Source organism: Pseudomonas sp. H26/SER47-MNA-CIBAN-0231 (assembly GCF_040310465.1).
Classification (GTDB): Bacteria; Pseudomonadota; Gammaproteobacteria; order Pseudomonadales; family Pseudomonadaceae; genus Aquipseudomonas; species Aquipseudomonas atacamensis.
This window is the reverse complement of the sequence record NZ_JBEOPW010000002.1, coordinates 31948-52363: the sequence shown is the minus strand read 5'-3', so window position 1 is coordinate 52363 and position 20416 is coordinate 31948. Positions and strand designations below refer to the sequence as shown.

The 20416-nt window shown below is 61.5% G+C and carries 23 protein-coding genes and 1 riboswitch; of the genes, 5 read left to right on the top strand and 18 right to left on the bottom strand.

Annotation, left to right across the window (positions count from 1 at the left end; translation table 11 throughout):
• Positions 1–122: 122 nt before the first annotated feature.
• Positions 123–446 carry an SEL1-like repeat protein gene (locus AAEZ10_RS03110; protein ID WP_073472660.1) on the bottom strand — a complete coding sequence of 108 codons (324 nt, stop codon included), beginning with the start codon at positions 444–446 and terminating at the stop codon, positions 123–125.
• Between the two features lie 911 nt (positions 447–1357).
• Between AAEZ10_RS03110 and AAEZ10_RS03105 the strand changes: the two genes are divergently transcribed.
• The 3 genes from AAEZ10_RS03105 to AAEZ10_RS03095 all read left to right on the top strand — a co-directional run bounded on the left by AAEZ10_RS03105 (position 1358) and on the right by AAEZ10_RS03095 (position 3754).
• Positions 1358–1582: a hypothetical protein gene (locus AAEZ10_RS03105; RefSeq protein WP_016773719.1), complete on the top strand. Its 225-nt coding sequence runs from the start codon at positions 1358–1360 to the stop codon at positions 1580–1582.
• 271 nt (positions 1583–1853) lie between these two features.
• Positions 1854–2336, top strand: coding sequence for a hypothetical protein (locus AAEZ10_RS03100; protein WP_073472662.1), 483 nt, complete (start codon positions 1854–1856; stop codon positions 2334–2336).
• Between the two features lie 146 nt (positions 2337–2482).
• On the top strand, positions 2483–3754 hold the full coding sequence (locus AAEZ10_RS03095) for an OmpP1/FadL family transporter (protein ID WP_056783953.1): 1272 nt from the start codon (positions 2483–2485) through the stop codon (positions 3752–3754).
• A gap of 210 nt (positions 3755–3964) precedes the next feature.
• Here AAEZ10_RS03095 and AAEZ10_RS03090 read toward each other — a convergent pair whose 3' ends face one another.
• The 14 genes from AAEZ10_RS03090 to cobO form a co-directional block, all read right to left on the bottom strand.
• Positions 3965–4525 carry a glutathione peroxidase gene (locus AAEZ10_RS03090; RefSeq protein ID WP_350567616.1) on the bottom strand — a complete coding sequence of 187 codons (561 nt, stop codon included), beginning with the start codon at positions 4523–4525 and terminating at the stop codon, positions 3965–3967.
• A gap of 54 nt (positions 4526–4579) precedes the next feature.
• On the bottom strand, positions 4580–4702 hold the full coding sequence (locus tag AAEZ10_RS03085) for a hypothetical protein (RefSeq protein ID WP_016773715.1): 123 nt from the start codon (positions 4700–4702) through the stop codon (positions 4580–4582).
• Positions 4699–5907, bottom strand: a complete 1209-nt coding sequence (locus AAEZ10_RS03080; RefSeq protein ID WP_350567613.1) for an MFS transporter — start codon at positions 5905–5907, stop codon at positions 4699–4701. Before AAEZ10_RS03080 ends, AAEZ10_RS03085 begins: the two co-directional genes overlap by 4 nt.
• A gap of 52 nt (positions 5908–5959) precedes the next feature.
• Entirely contained in the window at positions 5960–6364 is a 405-nt protein-coding gene (locus AAEZ10_RS03075; RefSeq protein ID WP_016773714.1) for a MarR family winged helix-turn-helix transcriptional regulator, read from the bottom strand.
• 174 nt (positions 6365–6538) lie between these two features.
• Complete coding sequence (locus AAEZ10_RS03070) at positions 6539–7261, bottom strand: adenosylcobinamide-GDP ribazoletransferase (RefSeq protein ID WP_350567610.1); 723 nt, start codon at positions 7259–7261, stop codon at positions 6539–6541.
• Between the two features lies 1 nt (position 7262).
• Positions 7263–7838 carry an alpha-ribazole phosphatase family protein gene (gene cobC, locus AAEZ10_RS03065; protein WP_350567607.1) on the bottom strand — a complete coding sequence of 192 codons (576 nt, stop codon included), beginning with the start codon at positions 7836–7838 and terminating at the stop codon, positions 7263–7265.
• Positions 7835–8890 (bottom strand): nicotinate-nucleotide--dimethylbenzimidazole phosphoribosyltransferase, encoded by a 1056-nt coding sequence (cobT, locus tag AAEZ10_RS03060; RefSeq protein ID WP_350567604.1) that lies wholly within the window; start codon positions 8888–8890, stop codon positions 7835–7837. Before cobT ends, cobC begins: the two co-directional genes overlap by 4 nt.
• On the bottom strand, positions 8887–9408 hold the full coding sequence (cobU, locus tag AAEZ10_RS03055) for a bifunctional adenosylcobinamide kinase/adenosylcobinamide-phosphate guanylyltransferase (RefSeq protein ID WP_122747459.1): 522 nt from the start codon (positions 9406–9408) through the stop codon (positions 8887–8889). The genes cobT and cobU overlap by 4 nt, the downstream gene beginning before the upstream one ends.
• A 120-nt stretch (positions 9409–9528) precedes the next feature.
• On the bottom strand, positions 9529–10980 hold the full coding sequence (locus tag AAEZ10_RS03050) for a cobyric acid synthase (protein ID WP_350567600.1): 1452 nt from the start codon (positions 10978–10980) through the stop codon (positions 9529–9531).
• The gene (cobD, locus tag AAEZ10_RS03045) at positions 10977–11969 is read right to left on the bottom strand and encodes a threonine-phosphate decarboxylase CobD (RefSeq protein ID WP_073472676.1); all 993 of its coding nucleotides are present in this window, start codon (positions 11967–11969) and stop codon (positions 10977–10979) included. Before cobD ends, AAEZ10_RS03050 begins: the two co-directional genes overlap by 4 nt.
• Positions 11962–12870 (bottom strand): adenosylcobinamide-phosphate synthase CbiB, encoded by a 909-nt coding sequence (cbiB, locus tag AAEZ10_RS03040; protein WP_350567597.1) that lies wholly within the window; start codon positions 12868–12870, stop codon positions 11962–11964. Before cbiB ends, cobD begins: the two co-directional genes overlap by 8 nt.
• A complete protein-coding gene (gene bluB, locus AAEZ10_RS03035; RefSeq protein WP_024012169.1) occupies positions 12867–13517 on the bottom strand; it encodes a 5,6-dimethylbenzimidazole synthase in 651 nt (216 codons plus the stop codon). Before bluB ends, cbiB begins: the two co-directional genes overlap by 4 nt.
• Positions 13514–14896, bottom strand: coding sequence for a cobyrinic acid a,c-diamide synthase CobB (locus tag AAEZ10_RS03030; RefSeq protein ID WP_339100333.1), 1383 nt, complete (start codon positions 14894–14896; stop codon positions 13514–13516). The genes bluB and AAEZ10_RS03030 overlap by 4 nt, the downstream gene beginning before the upstream one ends.
• The gene (gene cobO, locus AAEZ10_RS03025) at positions 14893–15504 is read right to left on the bottom strand and encodes a cob(I)yrinic acid a,c-diamide adenosyltransferase (protein WP_016773703.1); all 612 of its coding nucleotides are present in this window, start codon (positions 15502–15504) and stop codon (positions 14893–14895) included. Before cobO ends, AAEZ10_RS03030 begins: the two co-directional genes overlap by 4 nt.
• Positions 15505–15588: 84 nt before the next feature.
• A riboswitch (cobalamin riboswitch) is annotated at positions 15589–15818 on the bottom strand.
• 162 nt (positions 15819–15980) lie between these two features.
• On the opposite strand from cobO, the gene AAEZ10_RS03020 reads away from it, so the two are divergent.
• Both AAEZ10_RS03020 and AAEZ10_RS03015 read left to right on the top strand, forming a co-directional pair.
• Entirely contained in the window at positions 15981–16565 is a 585-nt protein-coding gene (locus AAEZ10_RS03020) for a hypothetical protein (RefSeq protein ID WP_339100334.1), read from the top strand.
• Between the two features lie 66 nt (positions 16566–16631).
• The gene (locus tag AAEZ10_RS03015; RefSeq protein WP_339100335.1) at positions 16632–17945 is read left to right on the top strand and encodes a PQQ-dependent sugar dehydrogenase; all 1314 of its coding nucleotides are present in this window, start codon (positions 16632–16634) and stop codon (positions 17943–17945) included.
• A 127-nt stretch (positions 17946–18072) separates the two neighbouring features.
• Here the strand turns inward: AAEZ10_RS03015 and AAEZ10_RS03010 are convergent, their stop codons facing one another.
• The 3 genes from AAEZ10_RS03010 to hda form a co-directional block, all read right to left on the bottom strand.
• Complete coding sequence (locus tag AAEZ10_RS03010) at positions 18073–18609, bottom strand: C40 family peptidase (RefSeq protein WP_041479547.1); 537 nt, start codon at positions 18607–18609, stop codon at positions 18073–18075.
• A gap of 215 nt (positions 18610–18824) precedes the next feature.
• Positions 18825–19442 (bottom strand): C40 family peptidase, encoded by a 618-nt coding sequence (locus AAEZ10_RS03005; RefSeq protein ID WP_016773699.1) that lies wholly within the window; start codon positions 19440–19442, stop codon positions 18825–18827.
• A gap of 191 nt (positions 19443–19633) precedes the next feature.
• Positions 19634–20338 (bottom strand): DnaA regulatory inactivator Hda, encoded by a 705-nt coding sequence (hda, locus tag AAEZ10_RS03000; protein WP_007919828.1) that lies wholly within the window; start codon positions 20336–20338, stop codon positions 19634–19636.
• Between the last annotated feature and the right edge of the window lie 78 nt (positions 20339–20416).

The window sequence follows — 20416 nt, the reverse complement described above, 5'->3', positions numbered from 1 at the left end:
CCAACAGCGGCAACCCTGCCGCCGCCAGACCGAGCAATACGCTGGTCAAGTCCATAGCCATAGCGACTCCTGCCAATCGGATAAAGCCTGAAGGTTAACCAAGGTGTCAGGGCTTGGACAGCTCAGTCTTCGATCAGACCGAGTTCCTGCTGCGCGCGACGGTCACCGGCGCGGGCGGCCTGACGCAGCAGCTCCTGACCGATACGCCGGTCACGGGCATTGCCGCACTCCCGGCAAATCAATTGGCCGAGGCGGCTTTGTGCGGCGACCACGCCTTCTCGGGCCGGTTGCTTGAGCAGACGGCCGGCGATGTGCTTGGCGCTGGGGCTGTCGCTCAGGCGCGGCGCATCGAGCAGCCATTCGGCCACACGCACGGAAAAACGCTTGGGAGCGGTAACAGAGGTCGGGTTGGAGGTAACAGAGTCTGATACTGAGCGAAACTTCATAAAGCACTGCGGGACAGATCGGAAGGCGCGCCACTTTACTCTCTTTTTCTTACAGGTAAAGTCGAAAAAAACCCGGCACGCCCGTCCTAGAGCAAGCGCTAGGGACAATCCACAGAAGCTGTGGATAAGTCAGTGGACAACCGCTCTGTGATCCTCGCAAAGCCTTATGGAATGGGGCTCGCAGTCAAACTGACGATTTTTTCACCAACAAAAAAAGACGATATTTTTCATTGACTTAAACTTTTGATACAGGCAGCGACTGGAGTCAGGATCGATGTGACAGTTGCGTTACGCTCTGCGCAACTAATGTGCACAAGTACCTGTGAGCCGGTTATATGCGTGCGCTTTTTCGGGTCATTTTGCGCAGCTGCGACCGACCGAAAGGCTCTGCGAAAAGCATGCACGCCGACGGACGGTGCGACACGACCTTTCTCTGTGACCCTTTTTTTGGTCATGGGGTTTGCTTCGCCCGAACGGATCCGTTACTATCCGCGGCGTTAGTACCAAGCTGAAAGTCAATTCCGGTCGAACATCTCCCCACGGTCAACTTCCAACAGGAAGACACTGCCGAAAAAAGCGGGAACGACCCCTCGATGGTTTCCAGGTAAATCTTGCGACGACGCTGCCTTTGAACGAAAACAAAGGGCGTTGCGAAGAACACTTACTCTGACCGAACCAACCTGCAAATTGATCAGGATCTTCACCCCGGGCCCAGAACCTTTGCCCTCGCTGTGATGCCTGTCCTCCTAAGTACCTACCTGCCAGCCCAAGCGCGCTCACTTATCAGCGCTTCAAACTGGCTGCTTTGTTCCAGTCGGGTTCTTCGTTCGATCAATGGTGATCAACGTTACTGGAACGTTTTAACGTTGCACGGTTCTTATCCGTGTCATTTGTAGGAACACCTAATAACTATGTCTACTCAAATCCAGACTCAGGATGCCATTCGCACCCTAACTAATGCTTTTGCTCCAATGAACTGCCTGATCATGGCCGCTCGCAAAGGCTGCTTCAGCTTCACCGTGGTCAATGAACACGGCATCGCTCGTCACAGCGAGCGTTTGTACCCCGATCAATACTCCAGCGCCGAACCGCTGCAGGCCGTGATCGAGCGTACCCGTCAGGCACTGGTTGCCTGAAAGCCGGACAGGCTGCAAAAGCAAAGCCCTGCTGAAAAGCGGGGCTTTTTATTGCCTGATATTTCACTTTTAGCGCTGCGCTTCTAAGCATGTTCCGATCTAACGCCCGGGATGCGATGGCGGAAATATTTTAAAAACAGACCTTTACACGCTGAATATGACACTACACTTCAACTCAAGCGGCTTGACCCGCTTGCGGCGAGCCTGAGTCGATCCACTGCTGCCAAGGCCCCTTCAGGACTCGCCCTCAACAACAAGAACCGAGGGTGTTATGGGTATCGCTGCCAGCGAACTGTGCCGCTATGTGATCCGTCCCACGCTGATTTATCTGGGACGCCACTGCGCAACTGCCGAATCCCTGCTGCTGGGTATCGCCGCCAGCCAGTCCGCCCTCGGGTCTGCCCTGCATGACCGCCGTGGCCATGGCCTCTACCGGATTGCCGAGCATCGGCATCAGGCCCTCTGGGATGATTATCTGGCGCTCGATCCGGAGCGCGCCAGCCTGGTGCGCGGCCTCGCCAGTCAGCATGCGTTCCTCAGCGGCCCGCATCTGGAACTGACCGTCAACCTGCGTTACGCCACGGCCATCGCCTGGCTGCTGGTAGAAGAACAGAACCCCATCCTCCCCGCTCCGACCGACCTGCTCGGCATGGCGCGCATCTGGCGCCAGACCTTTCAACCGCAAGGCCGTTTGCGCGACTTCACCTATGCCTGGCAAACCTGTGTTTCACCGTTGAATCAGGTCGCTTGCTGACCGGGCGGTTTCACAAGTTCTCGCAACAAGTCGCCATTTTGGTCGGATTGTCCTACAAAACCGCTCTAACTCAAGGCTTACAAGCTATAGCGCTGGGACGAAAATGTTGGTAATTTTCGCCCCGGTGATCACCAGGAGTTCTAATAATGAAAAAAGTCATGCTCAAAACCACCCTTAGCCTCGCCGTTACCCTTGCCTCCACACAAATCTTCGCGGCAGGTTTTGCCCTCAACGAACAAAGCATCAGTGGGATGGGGACTGGTTTTGCCGGGCGATCTTCTTCTGCCGACGACGCAAGCACTGTTTATGGCAACCCGGCCGGCATGGCGCGCATCAAGCGCGAACAAGTCACCGGCGGCGTCGCCCTGGTCGACGCGCATACCGATATCAGCGATACCAGCTCCAGCCCGAACGGCGGCAGCAACAAAGGCGACATGGTGCCCCTCACTGCCGTACCGATGGGCTTCTATGTAAAACCGATCGATGATCACTGGGCATTCGGCCTCGGTGTGTACGTGCCGTTCGGTCTGATCACGGATTACGAAAACGGCTTCGCCGGTCGTTACTTCGGCAGCAAGTCCGAAGTGCAAGTCATCACTTTCCAGCCAACCGTTAGCTACGCCTTCAACGACAAGGTGTCGATCGGTTTCGGCCCGACCATCAACCGCATCGACGGCTCGCTGGAATCCAACCTGTCGATCACCCAGGCACTGCCGGACGGCAAGGTCAAGATCAAGGGTGACGACACCGCGCTGGGCTACAACGTCGGCTTGCTGGTCCAGGCCACCGACACCACCCGTGTCGGCCTGACCTATCACTCCAAGGTCGACTACAAGCTCGAAGGCGACACCAAGGTCAACTACAACGCTCTGGCGCTGGTGGGCGTTGGCGCCAACCAGAAGTACGACGCTTCGTTGAAGATCACCACGCCGGAATCCGTGGACCTGTCGGTCACCCAGGCGATCAACGATCGCTGGAACGTCTACGCCGGCACCACTTGGACCCGCTGGAGCCAGCTGGACAAGATCACCGTGAAGAACTCCGGCGTGCAGCCTCTGCTGGCCGGTCAGTTCGGTTCGATCAACGAAGACCAGAACTGGCATGACTCCTGGGCCTATGCCGTGGGTACCTCGTACCAGTTGAACAAGGAATGGGTACTGCGTACCGGTCTGACCTTCGACCAATCGCCAACCAATAACGAAGACCGCTCGCCGCGTATCCCGACTGGCGACCGCACCATCTTCAGTATCGGTGCCGGCTGGAGCCCGACGGACGACCTGACCATCGACGTCGCGTACTCGTACCTGAAAGAAGAGTCGGTCAACATCCGCAACGAAAACGCGCGCGGCCAGACTTACGATGCCAAGTATGAAAACTCGGCAAACGGCTTCGGTGTCGGCGCGACTTACCGCTTCTGATGCACCGTGGCGAGGCTAACCCCTCGCCCACCAAAAAGCCCCGCTCTCTTTACAGAGGCGGGGCTTTTTCATGTCTGTAATTTTTCACTGGAACGACAACATCACCCTTGTGGGAGCGAGCCTGCTCGCGAAGGCGGTATGTCAGATGTTGATTTGCTGACTGACACACCGCTTCGCGAGCAGGCTCGCTCCCACAGAGAACAGCGTTAATCAGGGCTTCAGCGGTTTGGAGGCAATTGCCTTTTCGATCGCCGCAATAAATTCCGGATCATCCGGTTTGGTCAAACTGGAAAAACTCGCCACGACCTTGCCCTGCCGGTCGACCACATACTTGTAGAAGTTCCACTTCGGCGCATTGCTCTGCGCGGCCAGCACCTGAAACAGATGCGTGGCGTCATCGCCGCGAACCTTCTGCGGCTCGGTCATGTTGAAGGTCACGCCATAATTGGCGTAGCAGACCTTGGCGGTTTCCGCGCTGTCCTTGGACTCCTGCTTGAAGTCATTCGACGGCACGCCGAGCATTTCCAGCCCCTGATCCTTATAGCGCTTGTTCAGCGCCTCGAGGCCTTCGAACTGCGAGGCGAAACCGCAGAAGCTGGCGGTATTGACCACCACCAGCGGCTTGTCGGCGTACTGCTTGCACAGATCGATGGATTCCTTGGCGCGCAACTTGGGCAGCGAGCCTTGCAGCAGCTCAGGACAATCCGCGGCCTGGGCCAGGCCAGTCAACGCCATCAGCAACGCGGGAACAGCACACCAGCGCATCAACATGTCGAATTTCCTTGGGCAGTCATCAGGCTTCGACGTTACTCGCCGCGCTGCCATCTAGCAAATGCTCATGCCCAACTGCATCAGCGCCAGACCGCCGCGTTGCCAGCCCCACCACACCAGCGCCAACAGCGCAGCAGCCAGTGCGGCAACAACGACCCGCGCGCAGATCCGGCTCATGCTGCGCTCGCCGCAGCTTGCAGGCGCGCCACCGGACGCTCGCGCACCGGCCAGTTCAGCGCCGCCGCGAGCAGGCTCAAGAGAACCGCCACTTGCCAGATCAAGTCATAACTCCCGGTTCGGTCGTACACCACCCCGCCCAGCCAGCCGCCAAGGAATGAGCCGAGCTGATGGAACAGAAAGACGATGCCACCGAGCATGGACAAATTGCGCACGCCGAACAAGGTCGCCACCGTACCGTTGGTCAACGGCACCGTCGACAGCCACAGGAAGCCCATGGCCATGCCGAACAGATAAGCCGACGTGGTCGTCACCGGTAACCAAAGGAACAGCACAATGACCACCGCGCGCAGCAGGTACAACGCTGTCAGCAGCCGCGGTTTGGACATGCGGCCACCGAGCCAACCAGCGGTGTAAGTGCCGAAGATATTGAACAGCCCGATCAACGCCAGCACCGTAGTGCCGACACTGGCGGGCAGATGCTGATCGACCAGATACGCTGGCAAGTGCACACCGATGAACACCACCTGAAAACCGCAGACAAAAAAGCCGAACGCCAGCAGCCAGAAACCGGAGTGCGAGCAGGCCTCACGCAGCGCTTCGGAAAGAGTCTGTTCATGGCCAAGCACCGGCAGCGGCTTGTCCTTGAGCATGCTCACCAGCGGCACAATCAACGCCACCAACAGGCCTAGCACCAGCAATGCGGCCGACCAGCCGAGCCAGCCGATCAAACCGAGCGTGCCCGGCAACATCGCAAACTGGCCGAACGAACCGGCGGCGCTGGCGATCCCCATGCCCATGCTGCGTTTCTCTGGCGGCACAGCGCGACCCACAACACCAAGAATGACCGAAAACGAAGTGCCCGAAAGACCGATACCGATCAGCAGGCCGGCACTGAGTGACAGAGTCACTGCCGAATCAGACAGGCCCATGCACACCAGGCCCGCCGCGTAGAGGATCCCACCGACCAGCACCACTTTCGCCGCGCCGAAGCGGTCAGCCAGCGCGCCGGTGAACGGTTGCGCCAGGCCCCAGATCAGGTTTTGCAGGGCGATGGCGAAGGCAAACACTTCGCGGCCCCAGCCGAACTGCGCGCTCATCGGCGACAGGAACAGACCGAACCCGTGGCGCACGCCCAATGACAACGCCAGGATCAGCGCACTCCCCAGCAACACCCAACCGCACGTACGCCACATCGTTGTCATTGTTATTCTCCAGTCGCGGGTATATACCCGCTTGAGCTCGAAAAAACCGCCGTCAGGCCAGTTCGTCGAGCAATTTGAGCAAGGTTTCGCGCTTCTCGGCACCGAGCCGGTCGATCAGCCGCTGTTGCGCCGCTTCCCACGCCGGCAGTGCCGCTGCCAGGCGCTGCACGCCGGTTTCAGTGAGGCGCACGATGCGGTTGCGCATGTCCTCGCCTTCGGCCAGCGCCACCAGACCTTCGCCTTCCAGCACACGTAAATTGCGCCCGAGAGTGCTGCGATCCAGGCCCATGGCCTCAGCCAGTTCGGAAATGCTCGGTTGCTCCAGCCGCTGCAGATTGCACAGCAGAGAATACTGGGCAACGTTGATCCCGAAGCCGTCGAGAGCGCCGTCGTAATGCCTGCTGACGCCACGCGCGGCGCGACGCAGGTTGGTGCACAAACACTGAGAAGGAAGCATGATGCGTGTATATACCCGCGAGTGTGTTAAATCAAGTTACAGATGAGTTTACTGTGAACATCATTGTTGCCGGTGAGGCCGCCTTCGCGAGCAGGCTCGCTCCCACAGGGGATTGCATTTCGAAGGTGGAGCGAGCCTGCTCGCGAAGGGGCCGGCATCATCTCCGCAAATCCTTCAGACCAAAGCGAGCCCCACCAACACCCCCATCTCCAGCAATTCCAGCAACGCCCCCGCCGTGTCCCCGGTAGTCCCGCCCAACCGCCGCATCATCAAACGCCGCAGCCAGACAAACCCGACCAGCGAAATCAGCACCACGCCGAAACCGGCGATAAACACGCAGCCCAAGGCACTCAACCCCAGCACCCACCACCCCGCTGTGCGCGGCAGATGATCGGCCAGTGCCTGACCCAAGCCACCCGCACGCACATACGGCGTAGTCAGAAACAACCCCAACAGCGCCGCTCGCCCGAGCACCGGCACGATGATCAGCGCCAGGGTATCCCCTTGTTCGATCAGTGCCAGCAGCGCGGCAAATTTGAGCAACAACACCAGCACCAGCGTGACCACCGCAATCGGCCCGCTGCGCGGATCTTTCATGATCGTCAGCGTGCGCTCGCGATCACCAAAACCGCCGAGCCAGGCATCGGCGCTGTCGGCCAGGCCATCGAGATGCAGCGCGCCGCTGAGCAATACCCACACGGTCAGCAACAGCGCCGCATGCAGCAACAACGGCGCGCCGGCCAACAACAGATTCAACGCGAAGAGGATCAGCCCGAACAGCAATCCCACCAGCGGATAAAACAGCAGCGAACGGCCAAGCTGTTGCGGCTCAGGCATGCCCGGCAGGCGAATCGGCAGGCTGCTGAGAAACTGCAAGGCGATCCACAGCGGCAACATCTCAGTGACCTTCCTTGAGCGCGCCGTCCGCAGTGACCGTTAGCGCAAACAGCGCGCCGTGGCCGACCTCGACATTGAGCAACTGTTCCCGCGGCAGACCTCGAGCCTGCGCGAGCAACAAGCGCATCACGCCGCCGTGGCTGACCAGCAGAATCCGTTCGCCGGCGTAAGCCGCGTGCAATCGCGCAACCGCCGCCAACACCCGCGCAGAAAACGCGCTGACCGGCTCCCCCTGCGGTGGCGTGAAGCCATAGGGATCAGCCCAGAACAGCCCCAGCGCTTCGGCATCCGTCTCCATCAATGCCGCCGCGCTCTGCCCTTCCCACGCGCCGAAATGCAGTTCCCGCAGATCCTTGTCCAGATGCACGGACAGATTCAGTTGCTCGCCGAGTTCAGCTGCGAAGCGCGCGCAGCGCTGCAATGGCGAACTGACGATACGATCCCACGGCCCGCCGTCGACTACCGCTGCACGCATCTGCGTCCAGCCGGTTGCGGTCAGCGCATCGTCGAGGCTGCCGCGCAAGCCGCCGCCGAGTTCCGTTTCGCCATGGCGCAGCAGATCCAGGCGCAGGCTCATGCCGGGCGATCCGCCACGGCTGCTTCGGCGAACGTCGCCATTTGCCCGTGCAGGTCACAGGCCAGACGCAACAACGGCACTGCCAACGCCGCGCCACTGCCTTCGCCCAGGCGCAGGCCGAGCTCGAGCAGCGGCTCGGCGCTCAAGGTTTCCAGCACATGACGATGGCCCGGCTCGGCACCGCGATGGCCAAACAACAGCCACTCACGACAGGCCGGATTCAAGCGCACCGCGACCAGTGCCGCGACCGTGCAGATAAAGCCGTCAACCAGCACCGCGATGCCTTCCTGCGCGCAGGCCAGATAGGCGCCAACCAACGCGGCAACCTCGAACCCACCGAGATTGAACAACGTCTGCAAGGCATCGCCACGCTGCGCGGCATGCAGCGCCAGCGCGCGTTCGATCACCTGTGCCTTGTGGCTGACGCCAGCGGCATTCAGCCCGGTGCCGGGACCGGTCAGGTGCGCCACCGGGCAATCGAGCAAGGCACAGGCCAGCGCACTGGCCGCCGTGGTGTTGCCGATGCCCATTTCGCCACCGATGAACAACTGGGTGCCGGCGGCTTTCGCGCGCAAGACACTGTCGCGACCGGCCTGCAAGGCCGATTCGCCCTGCGCCTGAGTCATCGCTGCGCCCTGAGCGAAGTTCGCTGTTCCCGCGCCGATGTTCAGATGGCGCACGCCGGGCAGATTCAGCGCCGGGTTCACCGTGCCCAGATCGACCACTTCCAGCTGCGCACCGAGCTGACGCGCCAGCACGCTGATCGCCGCGCCGCCGCTGACAAAGTTGAGCAGCATCTGCCCGGTAACTTCCTGCGGATAAGCCGATACGCCTTCGGCTACCACGCCATGGTCGCCAGCGAAAATCGCGATCCAGACTTGATCCAGCGTTGGCTTGAGCTGACCTTGCAGACCGGCCAGTTGCACGGCCACCGATTCAAGGCGCCCCAGCGAACCGGCCGGTTTGGTCAGTTGCTGCTGGCGCTCGGTCGCTTGCGCGAAGATCTCGGCATTCACGGTTTTGCATGGGTTCAGCCACCAGGTCGGGCTCATAACGCAGGTCCTTTCAAAGTCAGGGGCAGGCCGGCGACGGTCAGGACAACTCGCTGACAACGCTCGGCCAGAGCTTGATGCAGCCAACCGGCTTCATCGACATAGCGGCGAGTCAATTCGCCCAGCGGCACGACACCCATTCCGGTCTCGTTGCTGACAAAAATGATTTCACCCGGCAACGACGCCAGGCAGTCGAGCAAGGCTTCACGCTCGGCGGTGAGACGTTTGGCGTCGTCGAGCATCAGCAGATTGGTCAGCCACAGGGTCAGGCAATCGACCAGCAGGCAGCGCTCGGCGCCGGCGGATTCGCGCAGTACGCGGGCCAGTTCCAGCGGTTCTTCGATCAACGCCCATTCAGCCGGGCGGCGTGCGCGGTGATGGGCGACGCGCTGGTTCATTTCGCCGTCCAGCGGTTGGCTGGTGGCGATGTAGGTGACCGCCAGATGGCTGTCGCTGGCGAGTTTTTCCGCCAGACGACTCTTGCCGGAGCGGGCGCCGCCGAGGATCAGTTGGAGCATGGGTTCATCCAAAAATGTGTGGTGAGACAACCGGCCTCTTCGCGAGCAGGCTCGCTCCCACCGTTGATCGCATTTCCCTGTGGGAGCGAGCCTGCTCGCGAAGAGGCCAGTCCAGACAACTCAAATCCCACAGAGCTGACGCAACAGCCCGGTATCCAGATGCTTCTCCACCAGATCCGCCAGCCGCTCGATGTCGCGTTCGCGCAAGCTGTGGTAATCGACTTCCTGCACATCACTCAACCCGGCCCAGCGCAGCAACGCCGCGCTCGCCTCGGGGGATTCGAACAAGCCGTGCAGATAGGTGCCGAACACCTGGCCATCGGCACTCTGCGCACCATCGCATCGACCGTCGTCCAGATGCACCGCCGGGTTTTCCAGTGCCGGTCCGCTGGTCACGCCAGCATGGATTTCATAACCGCTGACTGCGGCGTTTTCCAGTGCCAGCCGCCCGCGCACGTTGCGCAGTTGCTTGTCGGCTTCGAGCTGCGTTTCGAACGCCAGCAGCCCCAGACCGGCGCTGGAGCCGGCAGCGCCTTCCAGCCCAAGCGGATCGTGCACCTGTTCACCGAGCATCTGCAGACCGCCGCAAATCCCCAGCACCTTGCCGCCGTAGCGCAGATGCCGATTGATTGCCGCGTCCCAGCCGTTGGCGCGCAGATAAGCCAGATCACTGCGCACGCTTTTCGAGCCCGGCAGGATAATCAGGTCGGCGGCGGGAATCGCCTGCCCCGGGCCGACAAATTGCAGATCCACCTGCGGATGCAGACGCAGCGGGTCGAAGTCGGTGTGATTGCTGATGCGCGGCAGCACCGGCACCACCACTTTCAAGACCTGCTCGGCCTTGTCGGTCTGGCGTTGGTCGATGCCGTCCTCGGCCTCGAGGTGCAGGTCCATCACGTACGGCAACACGCCGACCACCGGTTTGCCGGTGCGTTGTTCCAGCCAGTCGAGGCCCGGTTGCAGCAAGGCGATATCGCCGCGAAAGCGGTTGATGATGAAGCCTTTGACCCGCGCCTGTTCACTCGGTGAAAGCAATTCCAGGGTGCCGACCAAATGTGCAAACACGCCGCCCCGATTGATGTCGGCGATCAGCAAAACCGGGCAATCCACCGCCTCGGCAAAGCCCATGTTGGCAATGTCGCCAGCGCGCAGATTGATCTCGGCCGGCGAACCGGCGCCTTCGACCATTACCAGCGGATACGCAGCGCTGAGTCGCTCGTGCGAGGCGAGCACCGCTTGCATCGCGATGGCCTTGTAATCGTGATAGGCGACGGCGTTCATCGTCGTCACCGCGCGGCCATGAATGATCACTTGCGCGCCGGTGTCGCTGTTGGGCTTGAGCAATACCGGATTCATATCGGTGTGCGGTTCAAGACCGGCCGCTTGCGCCTGCACTGCCTGCGCGCGGCCGATCTCGCCGCCGTCAGCGGTGACTGCGCTGTTGAGCGCCATGTTCTGCGGTTTGAACGGCACCACCGCCACGCCCTGGCGGGTGGCCCAGCGGCACAACGCCGTCACCAAAGTGCTTTTGCCGGCATCGGACGTAGTGCCTTGCACCATCAGAGTGGTCATGGGTGGTCCTTGGTGAAAGCTTGCAAAGCCTGTTCGAGACGCAGCGCTTGCGCGGCATCCGCTGGCAGGCCGAAACGCACACTGCTGTTGTGGCTGAACAGGCGCAGGAGGATGCCGCGCCGGGCGAGGAATTCGTGCAGCGCTTCGGCGTGCTCGGTGATCAGCCACTGAAACAGCGCGCAGCCACCCTGCGGTGCAAAACCGCAACGGGTCAGCAGCGCCGCCAGCCGTTCGCTCGCTTCATCGCTGCGAATCCGCTGACGGGTGTGACCCTCGGTGTCTTGCAGGCACGCCGTACCGAGCACCCGCGTCGGCCCGCTCACCGCCCACGGCCCGACCTGTTCGGCGAGCAGTTTGAGCAACTTGCGCTCGGCCAGAACGAAACCGAGGCGCACCCCGGCCAGACCGAAAAACTTGCCGAACGAACGCAACACCACCAGCCCGACCTGATGCGCATAGGGCGCCAGGCTCAGTTGCGGCGTGTTGTCCATAAACGCTTCGTCGACTACCAGCCAGCCGCCACGTTGCGCCAGCCGCGCATGCCAGTCGAGCAGGCGTGCCGGGGTCAGGCTGAGGCCGGTCGGATTGTTCGGATTGACCACCACCAGCACATCGAGACTGTCGAGAAAGAACTCGACTTCCTGCTCGAGCACTTCACGGACGATGTAACCGCTGCGCCGCCAGGCTTCGGCATGCTCGGCATAGCACGGCGACAACACGCCGACCTTGCCGGCCCGGCGCAGACGCGGCAGCAACTGGATAGCCATTTGCGAGCCGGCGACCGGTAGCACCTGCGCGGCGCCGTAATAATCGCAGGCGGCCTGTTCCAGTCCGTCATCGGTTTCCGGCAAGCGCGCCCAAGCGCGCAGCGGGATCTCCGGGATCGGGAACGGCCATGGCGCGAGGCCGCTGGACAGGTCGAGCCAGTCGGCTTCGGCAATCCCGTAATCGAGTGCAGCCTTGCGCAACCGGCCACCGTGCTCAAGCATATAATTCCGCCCCCAGGCAAAGCATCAGCAGCCATAACCATACGCCGCGCTGGACCAATTGCCAGCCACGCTCGATGGAATCGGCATCTGCCGGCGCACCTTCGCCCAGTTGCGGGCGCTCATGCAGTTCGCCGTGATAGATCGCCGGGCCACCCAACTCGACGCCCAGCGCACCGGCACCGGCCGCCATCACCGGGCCGGCGTTGGGGCTGTCCCACTGCGGCGCCTGGGTGCGCCAGCATTTGAGCGCGAGTCGGGTTTTGCCGAGCAGCGCGTAGGTCAACGCCACCAGACGCGCAGGAATGTAGTTCAACACGTCGTCGATTTTCGCCGCCGCCCAGCCGAAACGCTCGAAGCGTTCGTTGCGATAACCCCACATCGCATCGAGGGTATTGCTCAAGCGATACAGGACCACGCCCGGCGCGCCGGCGACGACAAACCAGAACAGCGCAGCGAACACTGCATCGCTGCCGTTCTCCAGCACCGACTCAGTCGCGGCGCGGGCCACGGCGTTGCTGTCCAGTTCATTGGTCTGGCGGCTGACCAGATAGCCGACGCGCTTGCGCGCCTCGTCCAGATCATCGGCGCGTAACGCAGCCGCGACCGGCGCGACATGCTCGCCGAGGCTGCGCATGCCGAGGGCGCAATACAGCGCGAGAATCTCGACAATCCAGCCGACATAGGGCGCCCAGGAAAATGCCGTGGCGAGCAAGGTCAGCGGCAGTACCGCGATAACCCACGCGGTCACGCCATGGCTGCGCCAGCCACGGCCGCCGGCGTTGAAGCGTTGCTCGATGCGCCCGGCAAATTTGCCGAACGCCACCAGCGGATGCCAGCGTTTCGGTTCACCGAGCAGCGCATCCAGCGCTACCGCGGCGACACTCAGCAACGCCACACTCATTGACTCACTCCCCAATAATTTTCGTAAAGCAACTCGTTCAGCGGTCGCGCCTGCGCCCAGCCTTCAAGTACCAGCATCGGTGCCGGATAGAATTCCTTGACCGGGCCGAGACACAACACCGCCAGCGGCTTGGCACCGGCCGGCAACTTGAGCAAATCCGCCAAGGCTTGCGGTTCGAACAGCGAGACCCAGCCCATGCCCAGGCCTTCAGCGCGGGAGGCCAGCCACAGATTCTGGATCGCGCAGGACAACGAGGCCATGTCCATTTCCGGCAACGTGCGCCGACCGAAAATGTGCTTTTCGCGATCGTCCATCAGCGCCGCGACCAGCACCTCAGCGCAATCGTTGATGCCTTCGACCTTGAGTTGCATGAACTCATCGCTGCGCTCGCCAAGGGCTTCGGCGGTGCGGATGCGCTCTTCTTCCACCAGATCGCGGATCTGCCCGCGCAGAGCACGATCGCTGATGCGGATGAAGCGCCACGGCTGCATCAGGCCGACGCTCGGCGCTTGATGAGCGGCTTCGAGCAGACGACGCAGCAACTGCGGCTCGACGCTGCCACCGGTGAAGTGGCGCATGTCGCGGCGTTCGGCGATGGCCTTGTAGACCGCTGCGCGTTCGGCTTCGGAAAATGTGTTATCGGTCATGGCCCTTTCGCGAGCAGGCTCGCTCCCACAGGGTTCAGGTCATCCATTGTGGGAGCAAGCCTGCTCGCGAAGGCGACCTGACGATCTGGCGCAAACAATGCCGCAATCGCAGTCGGATTCGACGGGAAATAAAAGTGCACGTACGACGCCGTCATCCGCCCTTCTCGATAAACCGCCTCAGCGCCGCGCCCGCCATTGGGACTCAGCCCACGGGCAATCGGCGTCAGCTCGGTGGTGGTCAGCGAATGATGATAGGTATGCCCACGCAACTCCCCTTCCGGCAGCTCAACCGCCTGCAACGCCAGCGCCGCCAGACGCTTCTGCATCACCGCCTCGCCCTTGAGCAAACCGACCAGCTCAGCACGGGTGCCTTGCACGTCGGTCAGCGAATCCAGCAGGTAAAGCATGCCGCCACACTCGGCGAGCAACGGCTTGCCCGCCGCGTGGTGCGCGCGGATTGCCGCCAGCATTGACGCGTTTTGCGCCAGCGCGACGTGGTGCAGTTCCGGATAACCGCCCGGCAGATACAGGCTGTCCGCCTCGGGCAATTGCGTGTCGCGGATCGGCGAGAAAAACTGCAGTTCGGCGCCCATCGCCCGCAGCAGATCGAGACTGGCGCCATAGGTGAAGGCAAAGGCTTCATCACGGGCGACGGCGATGCGCACACCTTTCAATAAGGGCTCGGCGGCGATGACGTCAGGCGCGGCGAATTCAACGGCGGGGGGCAGCGCGACTTGGCAACTGCTGGCCAGCGCATCGGCGGCCGCGTCGAGACGCAGATCCAGATCATTCAATTCGCTGGCCTGAACCAGACCGAGGTGGCGGCTCGGCAATTCGATGCCGGTCTCGCGGGACAGCGCGCCGTACCAGCGCAGACCTTCGGTGAGGCTGCCTTCGAGCAATTGCGCATGGCGCAAGGTGCCGACGCGGTTGGCCAGCACGCCAGCGAACGGCAAGTCCGGCTGATACTTCGCCAGGCCCAGCGCCAAGGCGCCAAAGGTCTGCGCCATGGCGGTGCCGTCGATCACGCCGAGCACCGGCACACCGAAGTGGCGCGCCAGATCAGCGCTGGATGGCGTGCCGTCGAACAGGCCCATCACGCCTTCAATCAGAATCAGGTCGGCCTCGGCGGCGGCTTCCCACAACAGCCGGCGACTTTCCCGCTCGCCGACCATCCACATGTCCAGTTGATACACCGGCGCACCGCTGGCGCGCTCGAGGATCATCGGGTCGAGAAAATCCGGACCGCATTTGAATACGCGCACCTTGCGCCCCTGATTGCGATGCAAACGGGCGAGTGCAGCGGTGACGGTGGTCTTGCCCTGACCGGAGGCCGGAGCGGCGATCAACACCGCCGGGCAGTGACGTGGTTGCTTCAAAGTTCGACGCCTTTCTGCGCTTTGATCCCGGCCTGGAAGGCGTGCTTGAGCATGCCCATCTCGGTGACCGTGTCGCCCATCTCGATCATTTCCGGCTTGGCGCCGCGACCGGTGACCACCACGTGCTGCATCGGCGGACGCGCCTGCAAATCGCTGAGCACCTGATCGAGATCGAGGTAGCCGTGCTTGAGGGCGATGTTCAATTCGTCGAGCACCACCAGACCGATCGAAGGGTCGCGCAACAATTCGCGCGAGACTTCCCAAGCGGCGGTCGCCGCGGCGATGTCACGTTGGCGATCCTGGGTTTCCCAGGTGAAGCCTTCGCCCATGACGTGGAAACGCACCTGCTCGGGAAAGCGGCGGAAAAACAATTCTTCGCCAGTGCTGTTGCGGCCCTTGATGAACTGCACCACGCCGCACTGCATGCCGTGGCCCATGGCGCGGGCGAGCATGCCGAATGCCGAGCTGCTCTTGCCTTTGCCGTTGCCGGTCAGCACCAGCACCAGGCCACATTCGTCGGGCGAGTTGGCAATGCGTTCGTCGATCACGGCTTTCTTGCGCTGCATGCGCGCCAGATGGCGCTCGTCACGCTCGGGGGAATCAGTCATGGGGGGGAGCTCTCCGTTGAGGCTGGATAACGGCGGGCAGGCACAAGAATAGACGGCAAAAAGCCTGGCATCGCCCACCGTGATGCCGCTGAGATGGATCAGGCCGGTCTCCGGGCTCATGAGCGGCGTTTCGCCGGACTGCGCGCCTTCCCGCTTCTTTCGAGGCAGTGGCTCAAGGCGCAGTTTTCACTCATTTACCGTTGCGGGGGCAGCGCCGGGATCGTCGTGGCTTCGCTTGCAGACCACCCTCACCGGCTTCCCTGTTTCACTCTGTCGACTCGGGGCCACAGAGCACCTGAAACAAGCGGCGAAGGTTAGAGGGTTGGGGGTGGAGCGTCAATTGAAGAGGCGCTTTGCGCGCGAATAACTGCCGTTGATCCATTGTGCAGCGGCAATCTTGTGCCAGACTGCGACAAGTGATATCAAAGAGCCATGCTTTTCCCGAAAAGCCCACTACAACAATAAGGATGACGACGATGCAAGGCATGATCATCAGCAACCCGCGCCTGGAATTTCTGCGCCCGGTGCTGGAACGCTGGTTTGACTGTATCGATCGCTACAACACCGTTCGCGGCGACAACGACACGCCATATTGGCACGACGAGAAAGCCAATCTCGGCCTGCTCGCGGCAGCGGCGTGGATGGCTGAAATGGTCACGCTGAACGACACGGCCACGCGCAAACAGAGCGAAGAAGGCGAACGCAATGCCCGCGCCGATCTGTTGATTGCCGGCAGCGAAGACCGTGCATTCATTCAGGCCACGCAACGCTGGCCACGGGTCAACAACCTCAACCTGACCCAGGCCCTGCTCGACATCACCGCTGATGCCAAGCGCATCAGCTACGCCAGCGATCTCAAGCTCGGCTGCCTCTTCATCGCTCCGCAAAAAGCCCAGCACAGCGCCAGCCCTGAAGAACTGCAGGACATGGTCGACGACCTGCAAAAGGAACACACCTGCGCCGTGGCCTGGTATTTCCCCTACGCCTATCGCAAATTGCACAGCGACGCGGGCAACTATCATCCGGGCATCGCCGTGCTGTTCAAGGAAGCCCGCGGTTGAGCAGTTGAACCATCGGGCCTGCGCCCTCCTCTATGTTTAGGAATGCATTCATAGGGAAGATCAGCAATGCGCAAGGCCCCACTCGCTCTCATCATCGCCGTCGCTGGCGGGCTCGCTGCCTGCGGTGAAACCTCCAGCCTGCAAGTTTCCGACGGCACCGGTCCGTCACCGAAACTGCCCGAACCGAACAAGACACTGATCCCGACAGTGAACATCGCCCCGGCGGTGGGCTGGCCGGAAGGTGCGAAACCGACCGCTGCGGCCGGCACCCAGGTCGCGGCGTTTGCCGAAGGCCTCGATCACCCGCGCTGGCTCTATGTACTGCCCAACGGCGATGTGTTGGTGGCGGAAACCAACGCGCCGCCCAAGCCCGATGACAGCAAAGGCATTCGTGGCTGGGTGATGAAGAAAGTCATGGGCAAGGCCGGCGCCGGCGTGCCCAGCCCGAACCGCATCACCCTGTTGCGTGATGCCGACCACGATGGCGTCGCAGAAACCCGTACGGTGTTCCTGCAGAACCTCAACTCGCCGTTTGGCATGACGCTCGTCGGCAACGATTTGTACGTAGCCGACACCGACCGCCTGCTGCGCTTCAACTACGAGCCGGGCGCCACCGAGATCAAGACCCAACCGATCAAAGTCGTCGACTTGCCCGGCGGCACGCTGAATCACCACTGGACCAAAAACGTCATCGCCAGCAAGGACGGCAACAAGCTCTACGTCACCGTCGGCTCGAACAGTAACGTTGGCGAAAACGGTCTGGATCAGGAAGAAGGCCGCGCGGCGATCTGGGAAGTCGACCGTGCGACCGGCAATCACCGGATCTTCGCCTCGGGTATCCGCAACCCCAACGGCCTCGCCTGGGAACCCACCAGCGGCGCCTTGTGGACAGCGGTCAACGAGCGTGACGAAATCGGCAGCGATCTGGTGCCGGACTACATCACCTCGGTCAAGGACGGCGGCTTCTATGGCTGGCCGTTCAGCTATTACGGGCAACACGTCGATGTTCGGGTCAAACCGCAGAATCCTGATCTGGTGGCCAAGGCCATCGCTCCGGATTACGCGGTCGGTCCGCACACCGCTTCGCTGGGCCTGACCTTCGCCGAGGGCAACAGCCTGCCGGCGCAATTCAAGGAAGGCGCATTCATTGGCCAGCACGGCTCGTGGAACCGCAAACCGCACAGCGGCTACAAGGTGATTTTCGTGCCGTTCACTGGCGGCAAACCGACCGGGCAGCCGGTGGATGTGCTGACCGGTTTCCTCGACAAGGATGAGAACGCGCTGGGCCGCCCAGTGGGCGTGGTCATCGATCAGCAAGGTGGCTTGCTGGTGGCGGATGATGTCGGGAACAAGGTGTGGCGCGTGTCGGCCAGCAAGTAAGTTAAGCGCGAAGCAAAAAATGTGGGAGCGAGCCTGCTCGCGAAAGCGGTTTATCAGTCAAATCATTGTCGACTGACACTCCGCCTTCGCGAGCAGGCTCGCTCCCACAATTAGTTATGCATACGCGCTAGGGGTTATGCGCCAACTGCCCCGGCTGCAACACCCGCTTGGCGCTCAGATACGCCTTCTGCCAATAGGCCTTCGACAGACTGTCGAGCTTGACCGTGCCGCCAGTGGCCGGTGCATGCACGAAGCGCCCCTCACCGACGTAAATCCCCGCGTGACTGACCTGCGAGCCGCCATTGGTGGCGAAGAAAATCAGGTCGCCGGTCTGCAAGCCTTCCTTGCCGACATTCGGCGCCTGCATGACGATCATTTCACGGGTCGAGCGTGGCAGCGAAATTCCCGCCGCGTCGCGGTATACGAAACCGATCAGACCACTGCAATCGAAGCCGGAGTCCGGCGTGTTACCGCCCCAGCGGTACGGTGTGCCGACCAGGCCGAGGGCACGGAACAGCACGTCTTCAGCAACGGGGGAAAAAGCCTGGGAAGGAGCGAACACGATTGGCGCGCGAACCACGGGGGCTGGCGGCGGTGTGCGGCTGGCGCAGGCGCTGAGCAGCGCGGCGCAAAGGATCAAGGTGAGGCGGGCCGACATCGTCATAAGCAGAACATCCTGATCTGGCTGCGGCTTTCTCTGCCGAATGGACAGAAACAAAACCGCCTGCGTCATCACGCAGGCGGTTTGCCATCAATATAGATTCAGGATTCTAGCGGCTACGCGGCAAACTTCAAGTAAGACTTTAACTTCACCTTGTAAAGTTTAGGTCTACTCCGTTGCCGTGCCGTTTTGTCGCCGCGAACGCAGCGACATGCAGGTTACTTGCGAGCGGTGACCACGGTCGGCGCCATAGCGAGTGCACGCTTGGCTTCGATGAAAGTCTTGCTCCAGTAGCTGTCACCCAGGCTGTCGATGCGAACACCGCCGCTGCGACGACTGCTGGAGTGAATGAACTGGTTGTCACCCAGGTAGATGCCGGCGTGACTGACACGACCGCGACGACCATTGGTGGCGAAGAACAGCAGATCACCCGGTTCAAGGTTGCTGCGCGAAACCAGTGGCGCATCAACGTTGATCATTTCGCGAGTGGAGCGCGGCAGGTTCATGCCCGCCTCTTCGCGGAACAGGTAACCGATGAAACCGCTGCAATCGAAACCGGCTTCAGAGGTACCGCCGAAACGGTAACGAGTACCGATCAGGGACATGCCGCGTTCGAGGATGCTGTCAGCCAGTACAGGAAGCTGATAAGGCTTGCTGCCGTTGAACTGGTTGAGTTCTTTTTCGGTGTCCAGCTCTTCCTGGTAAATAACGGAAGACTGGGCGGTAGCAGAATTCTTGACCTGTTGCGGCGGCTCTTGAACCGGAGAATGAGCAGCACAACCGAATAACAGGGTAACGAGTGCGAGAGGCACGAGGGGTGCGAAGCGCTTTAGCATGGGCACGACCGTGGCTGATAGTTGTAAAGAAGCCGAGACTATGCCCGCTATCGTCCTCATTTGCAAATTCAATCGAACTTTATGTGACTTCCCGGTTTCGCGTTTACATCTAAGCGCGTAACTCGTCTGGCCGGTGAATCGGCGCAGGGACGGAGGTTTTCTGGCGCCTGAAAGCTGGAAAAAGCCCACTACTACCAGCCCAGAGTTTCCTTGAGGAAGGGAATGGTCAGCTTGCGTTGCGCTTGCAGGGACGCCTGATCAAGCTGTTCGAGCAGATCGAACAGCGCGCTCATGCTGCGTGTACCGCGAGTGAGAATGAAGTGCCCGACTTCATCGGTCAGGTGCAGACCGCGACGGGATGCGCGCAATTGCAGCGCACGCAATTTGTCTTCATCAGAAAGTGGGCGCATCTGGAAGATCAGCGCCAGGGTCAGGCGGGATTTCAGGTCGGCGAGCTTCACTGGCAATTCGCGCGGCGAAGTGGACGCGGCAATCAACAGGCGCCGGCCGCTGTCACGCAGACGATTGAACAGATGAAACATCGCCTCTTCCCAGTCCGCCTTGCCGGCAATCACCTGCAAGTCATCCAGGCAGACCAGTTCGTACTGTTCAAGGTTGTCGAGGATTTCCACGCCGCGGTCCATCAACTCGGCCAGCGGCAGATACACCGCCGGTTCGCCCATCTGCTCGAAGCGCAGGCACGCGGCCTGCAACAGATGCGTGCGCCCGACGCCGTGCTTGCCCCACAGGTATATCAGGCTCTCCGTCCACCCGGCGTCGGCTTCGCAGAGACGCTCGACATAGCCGAGTGCAGCGGCATTGGCGCCTGGGTAGTAGTTGATGAAGGTGGCGTCGTCACGCAGACGCACACCTAGGGGCAGCTGAATCGGTTTCATGCTGACTGAACAGTTCTCAAAGGAACCGTTAGTGGCCTCTGTGTAAAGTTGGCGAAGTTTATACCCGTGAGGCTGAGC

Bases quoted from the DNA above. Each gene is read 5' to 3' on its own strand.
- hda (WP_007919828.1), bottom strand. From the start codon at position 20,338: ATGAAACCGATTCAGCTGCCCCTAGGTGTGCGTCTGCGTGACGACGCC.
- bluB (WP_024012169.1), bottom strand. From the start codon at position 13,517: ATGACCGATAACACATTTTCCGAAGCCGAACGCGCAGCGGTCTACAAG.
- AAEZ10_RS03050 (WP_350567600.1), bottom strand. From the start codon at position 10,980: ATGACCACTCTGATGGTGCAAGGCACTACGTCCGATGCCGGCAAAAGC.
- AAEZ10_RS03090 (WP_350567616.1), bottom strand. From the start codon at position 4,525: ATGTTGATGCGCTGGTGTGCTGTTCCCGCGTTGCTGATGGCGTTGACT.
- AAEZ10_RS03010 (WP_041479547.1), bottom strand. From the start codon at position 18,609: ATGACGATGTCGGCCCGCCTCACCTTGATCCTTTGCGCCGCGCTGCTC.
- AAEZ10_RS03105 (WP_016773719.1), top strand. From the start codon at position 1,358: ATGTCTACTCAAATCCAGACTCAGGATGCCATTCGCACCCTAACTAAT.
- AAEZ10_RS03075 (WP_016773714.1), bottom strand. From the start codon at position 6,364: ATGCTTCCTTCTCAGTGTTTGTGCACCAACCTGCGTCGCGCCGCGCGT.
- AAEZ10_RS03005 (WP_016773699.1), bottom strand. From the start codon at position 19,442: ATGCTAAAGCGCTTCGCACCCCTCGTGCCTCTCGCACTCGTTACCCTG.
- AAEZ10_RS03095 (WP_056783953.1), top strand. From the start codon at position 2,483: ATGAAAAAAGTCATGCTCAAAACCACCCTTAGCCTCGCCGTTACCCTT.
- cobT (WP_350567604.1), bottom strand. From the start codon at position 8,890: ATGAGCCCGACCTGGTGGCTGAACCCATGCAAAACCGTGAATGCCGAG.
- AAEZ10_RS03110 (WP_073472660.1), bottom strand. From the start codon at position 446: ATGAAGTTTCGCTCAGTATCAGACTCTGTTACCTCCAACCCGACCTCT.
- AAEZ10_RS03085 (WP_016773715.1), bottom strand. From the start codon at position 4,702: ATGAGCCGGATCTGCGCGCGGGTCGTTGTTGCCGCACTGGCTGCTGCG.
- AAEZ10_RS03070 (WP_350567610.1), bottom strand. From the start codon at position 7,261: ATGTTGCCGCTGTGGATCGCCTTGCAGTTTCTCAGCAGCCTGCCGATT.
- cobU (WP_122747459.1), bottom strand. From the start codon at position 9,408: ATGCTCCAACTGATCCTCGGCGGCGCCCGCTCCGGCAAGAGTCGTCTG.
- AAEZ10_RS03015 (WP_339100335.1), top strand. From the start codon at position 16,632: ATGCGCAAGGCCCCACTCGCTCTCATCATCGCCGTCGCTGGCGGGCTC.
- cobO (WP_016773703.1), bottom strand. From the start codon at position 15,504: ATGACTGATTCCCCCGAGCGTGACGAGCGCCATCTGGCGCGCATGCAG.
- AAEZ10_RS03100 (WP_073472662.1), top strand. From the start codon at position 1,854: ATGGGTATCGCTGCCAGCGAACTGTGCCGCTATGTGATCCGTCCCACG.
- cobC (WP_350567607.1), bottom strand. From the start codon at position 7,838: ATGAGCCTGCGCCTGGATCTGCTGCGCCATGGCGAAACGGAACTCGGC.
- cbiB (WP_350567597.1), bottom strand. From the start codon at position 12,870: ATGAGTGTGGCGTTGCTGAGTGTCGCCGCGGTAGCGCTGGATGCGCTG.
- AAEZ10_RS03020 (WP_339100334.1), top strand. From the start codon at position 15,981: ATGCAAGGCATGATCATCAGCAACCCGCGCCTGGAATTTCTGCGCCCG.
- cobD (WP_073472676.1), bottom strand. From the start codon at position 11,969: ATGCTTGAGCACGGTGGCCGGTTGCGCAAGGCTGCACTCGATTACGGG.
- AAEZ10_RS03080 (WP_350567613.1), bottom strand. From the start codon at position 5,907: ATGACAACGATGTGGCGTACGTGCGGTTGGGTGTTGCTGGGGAGTGCG.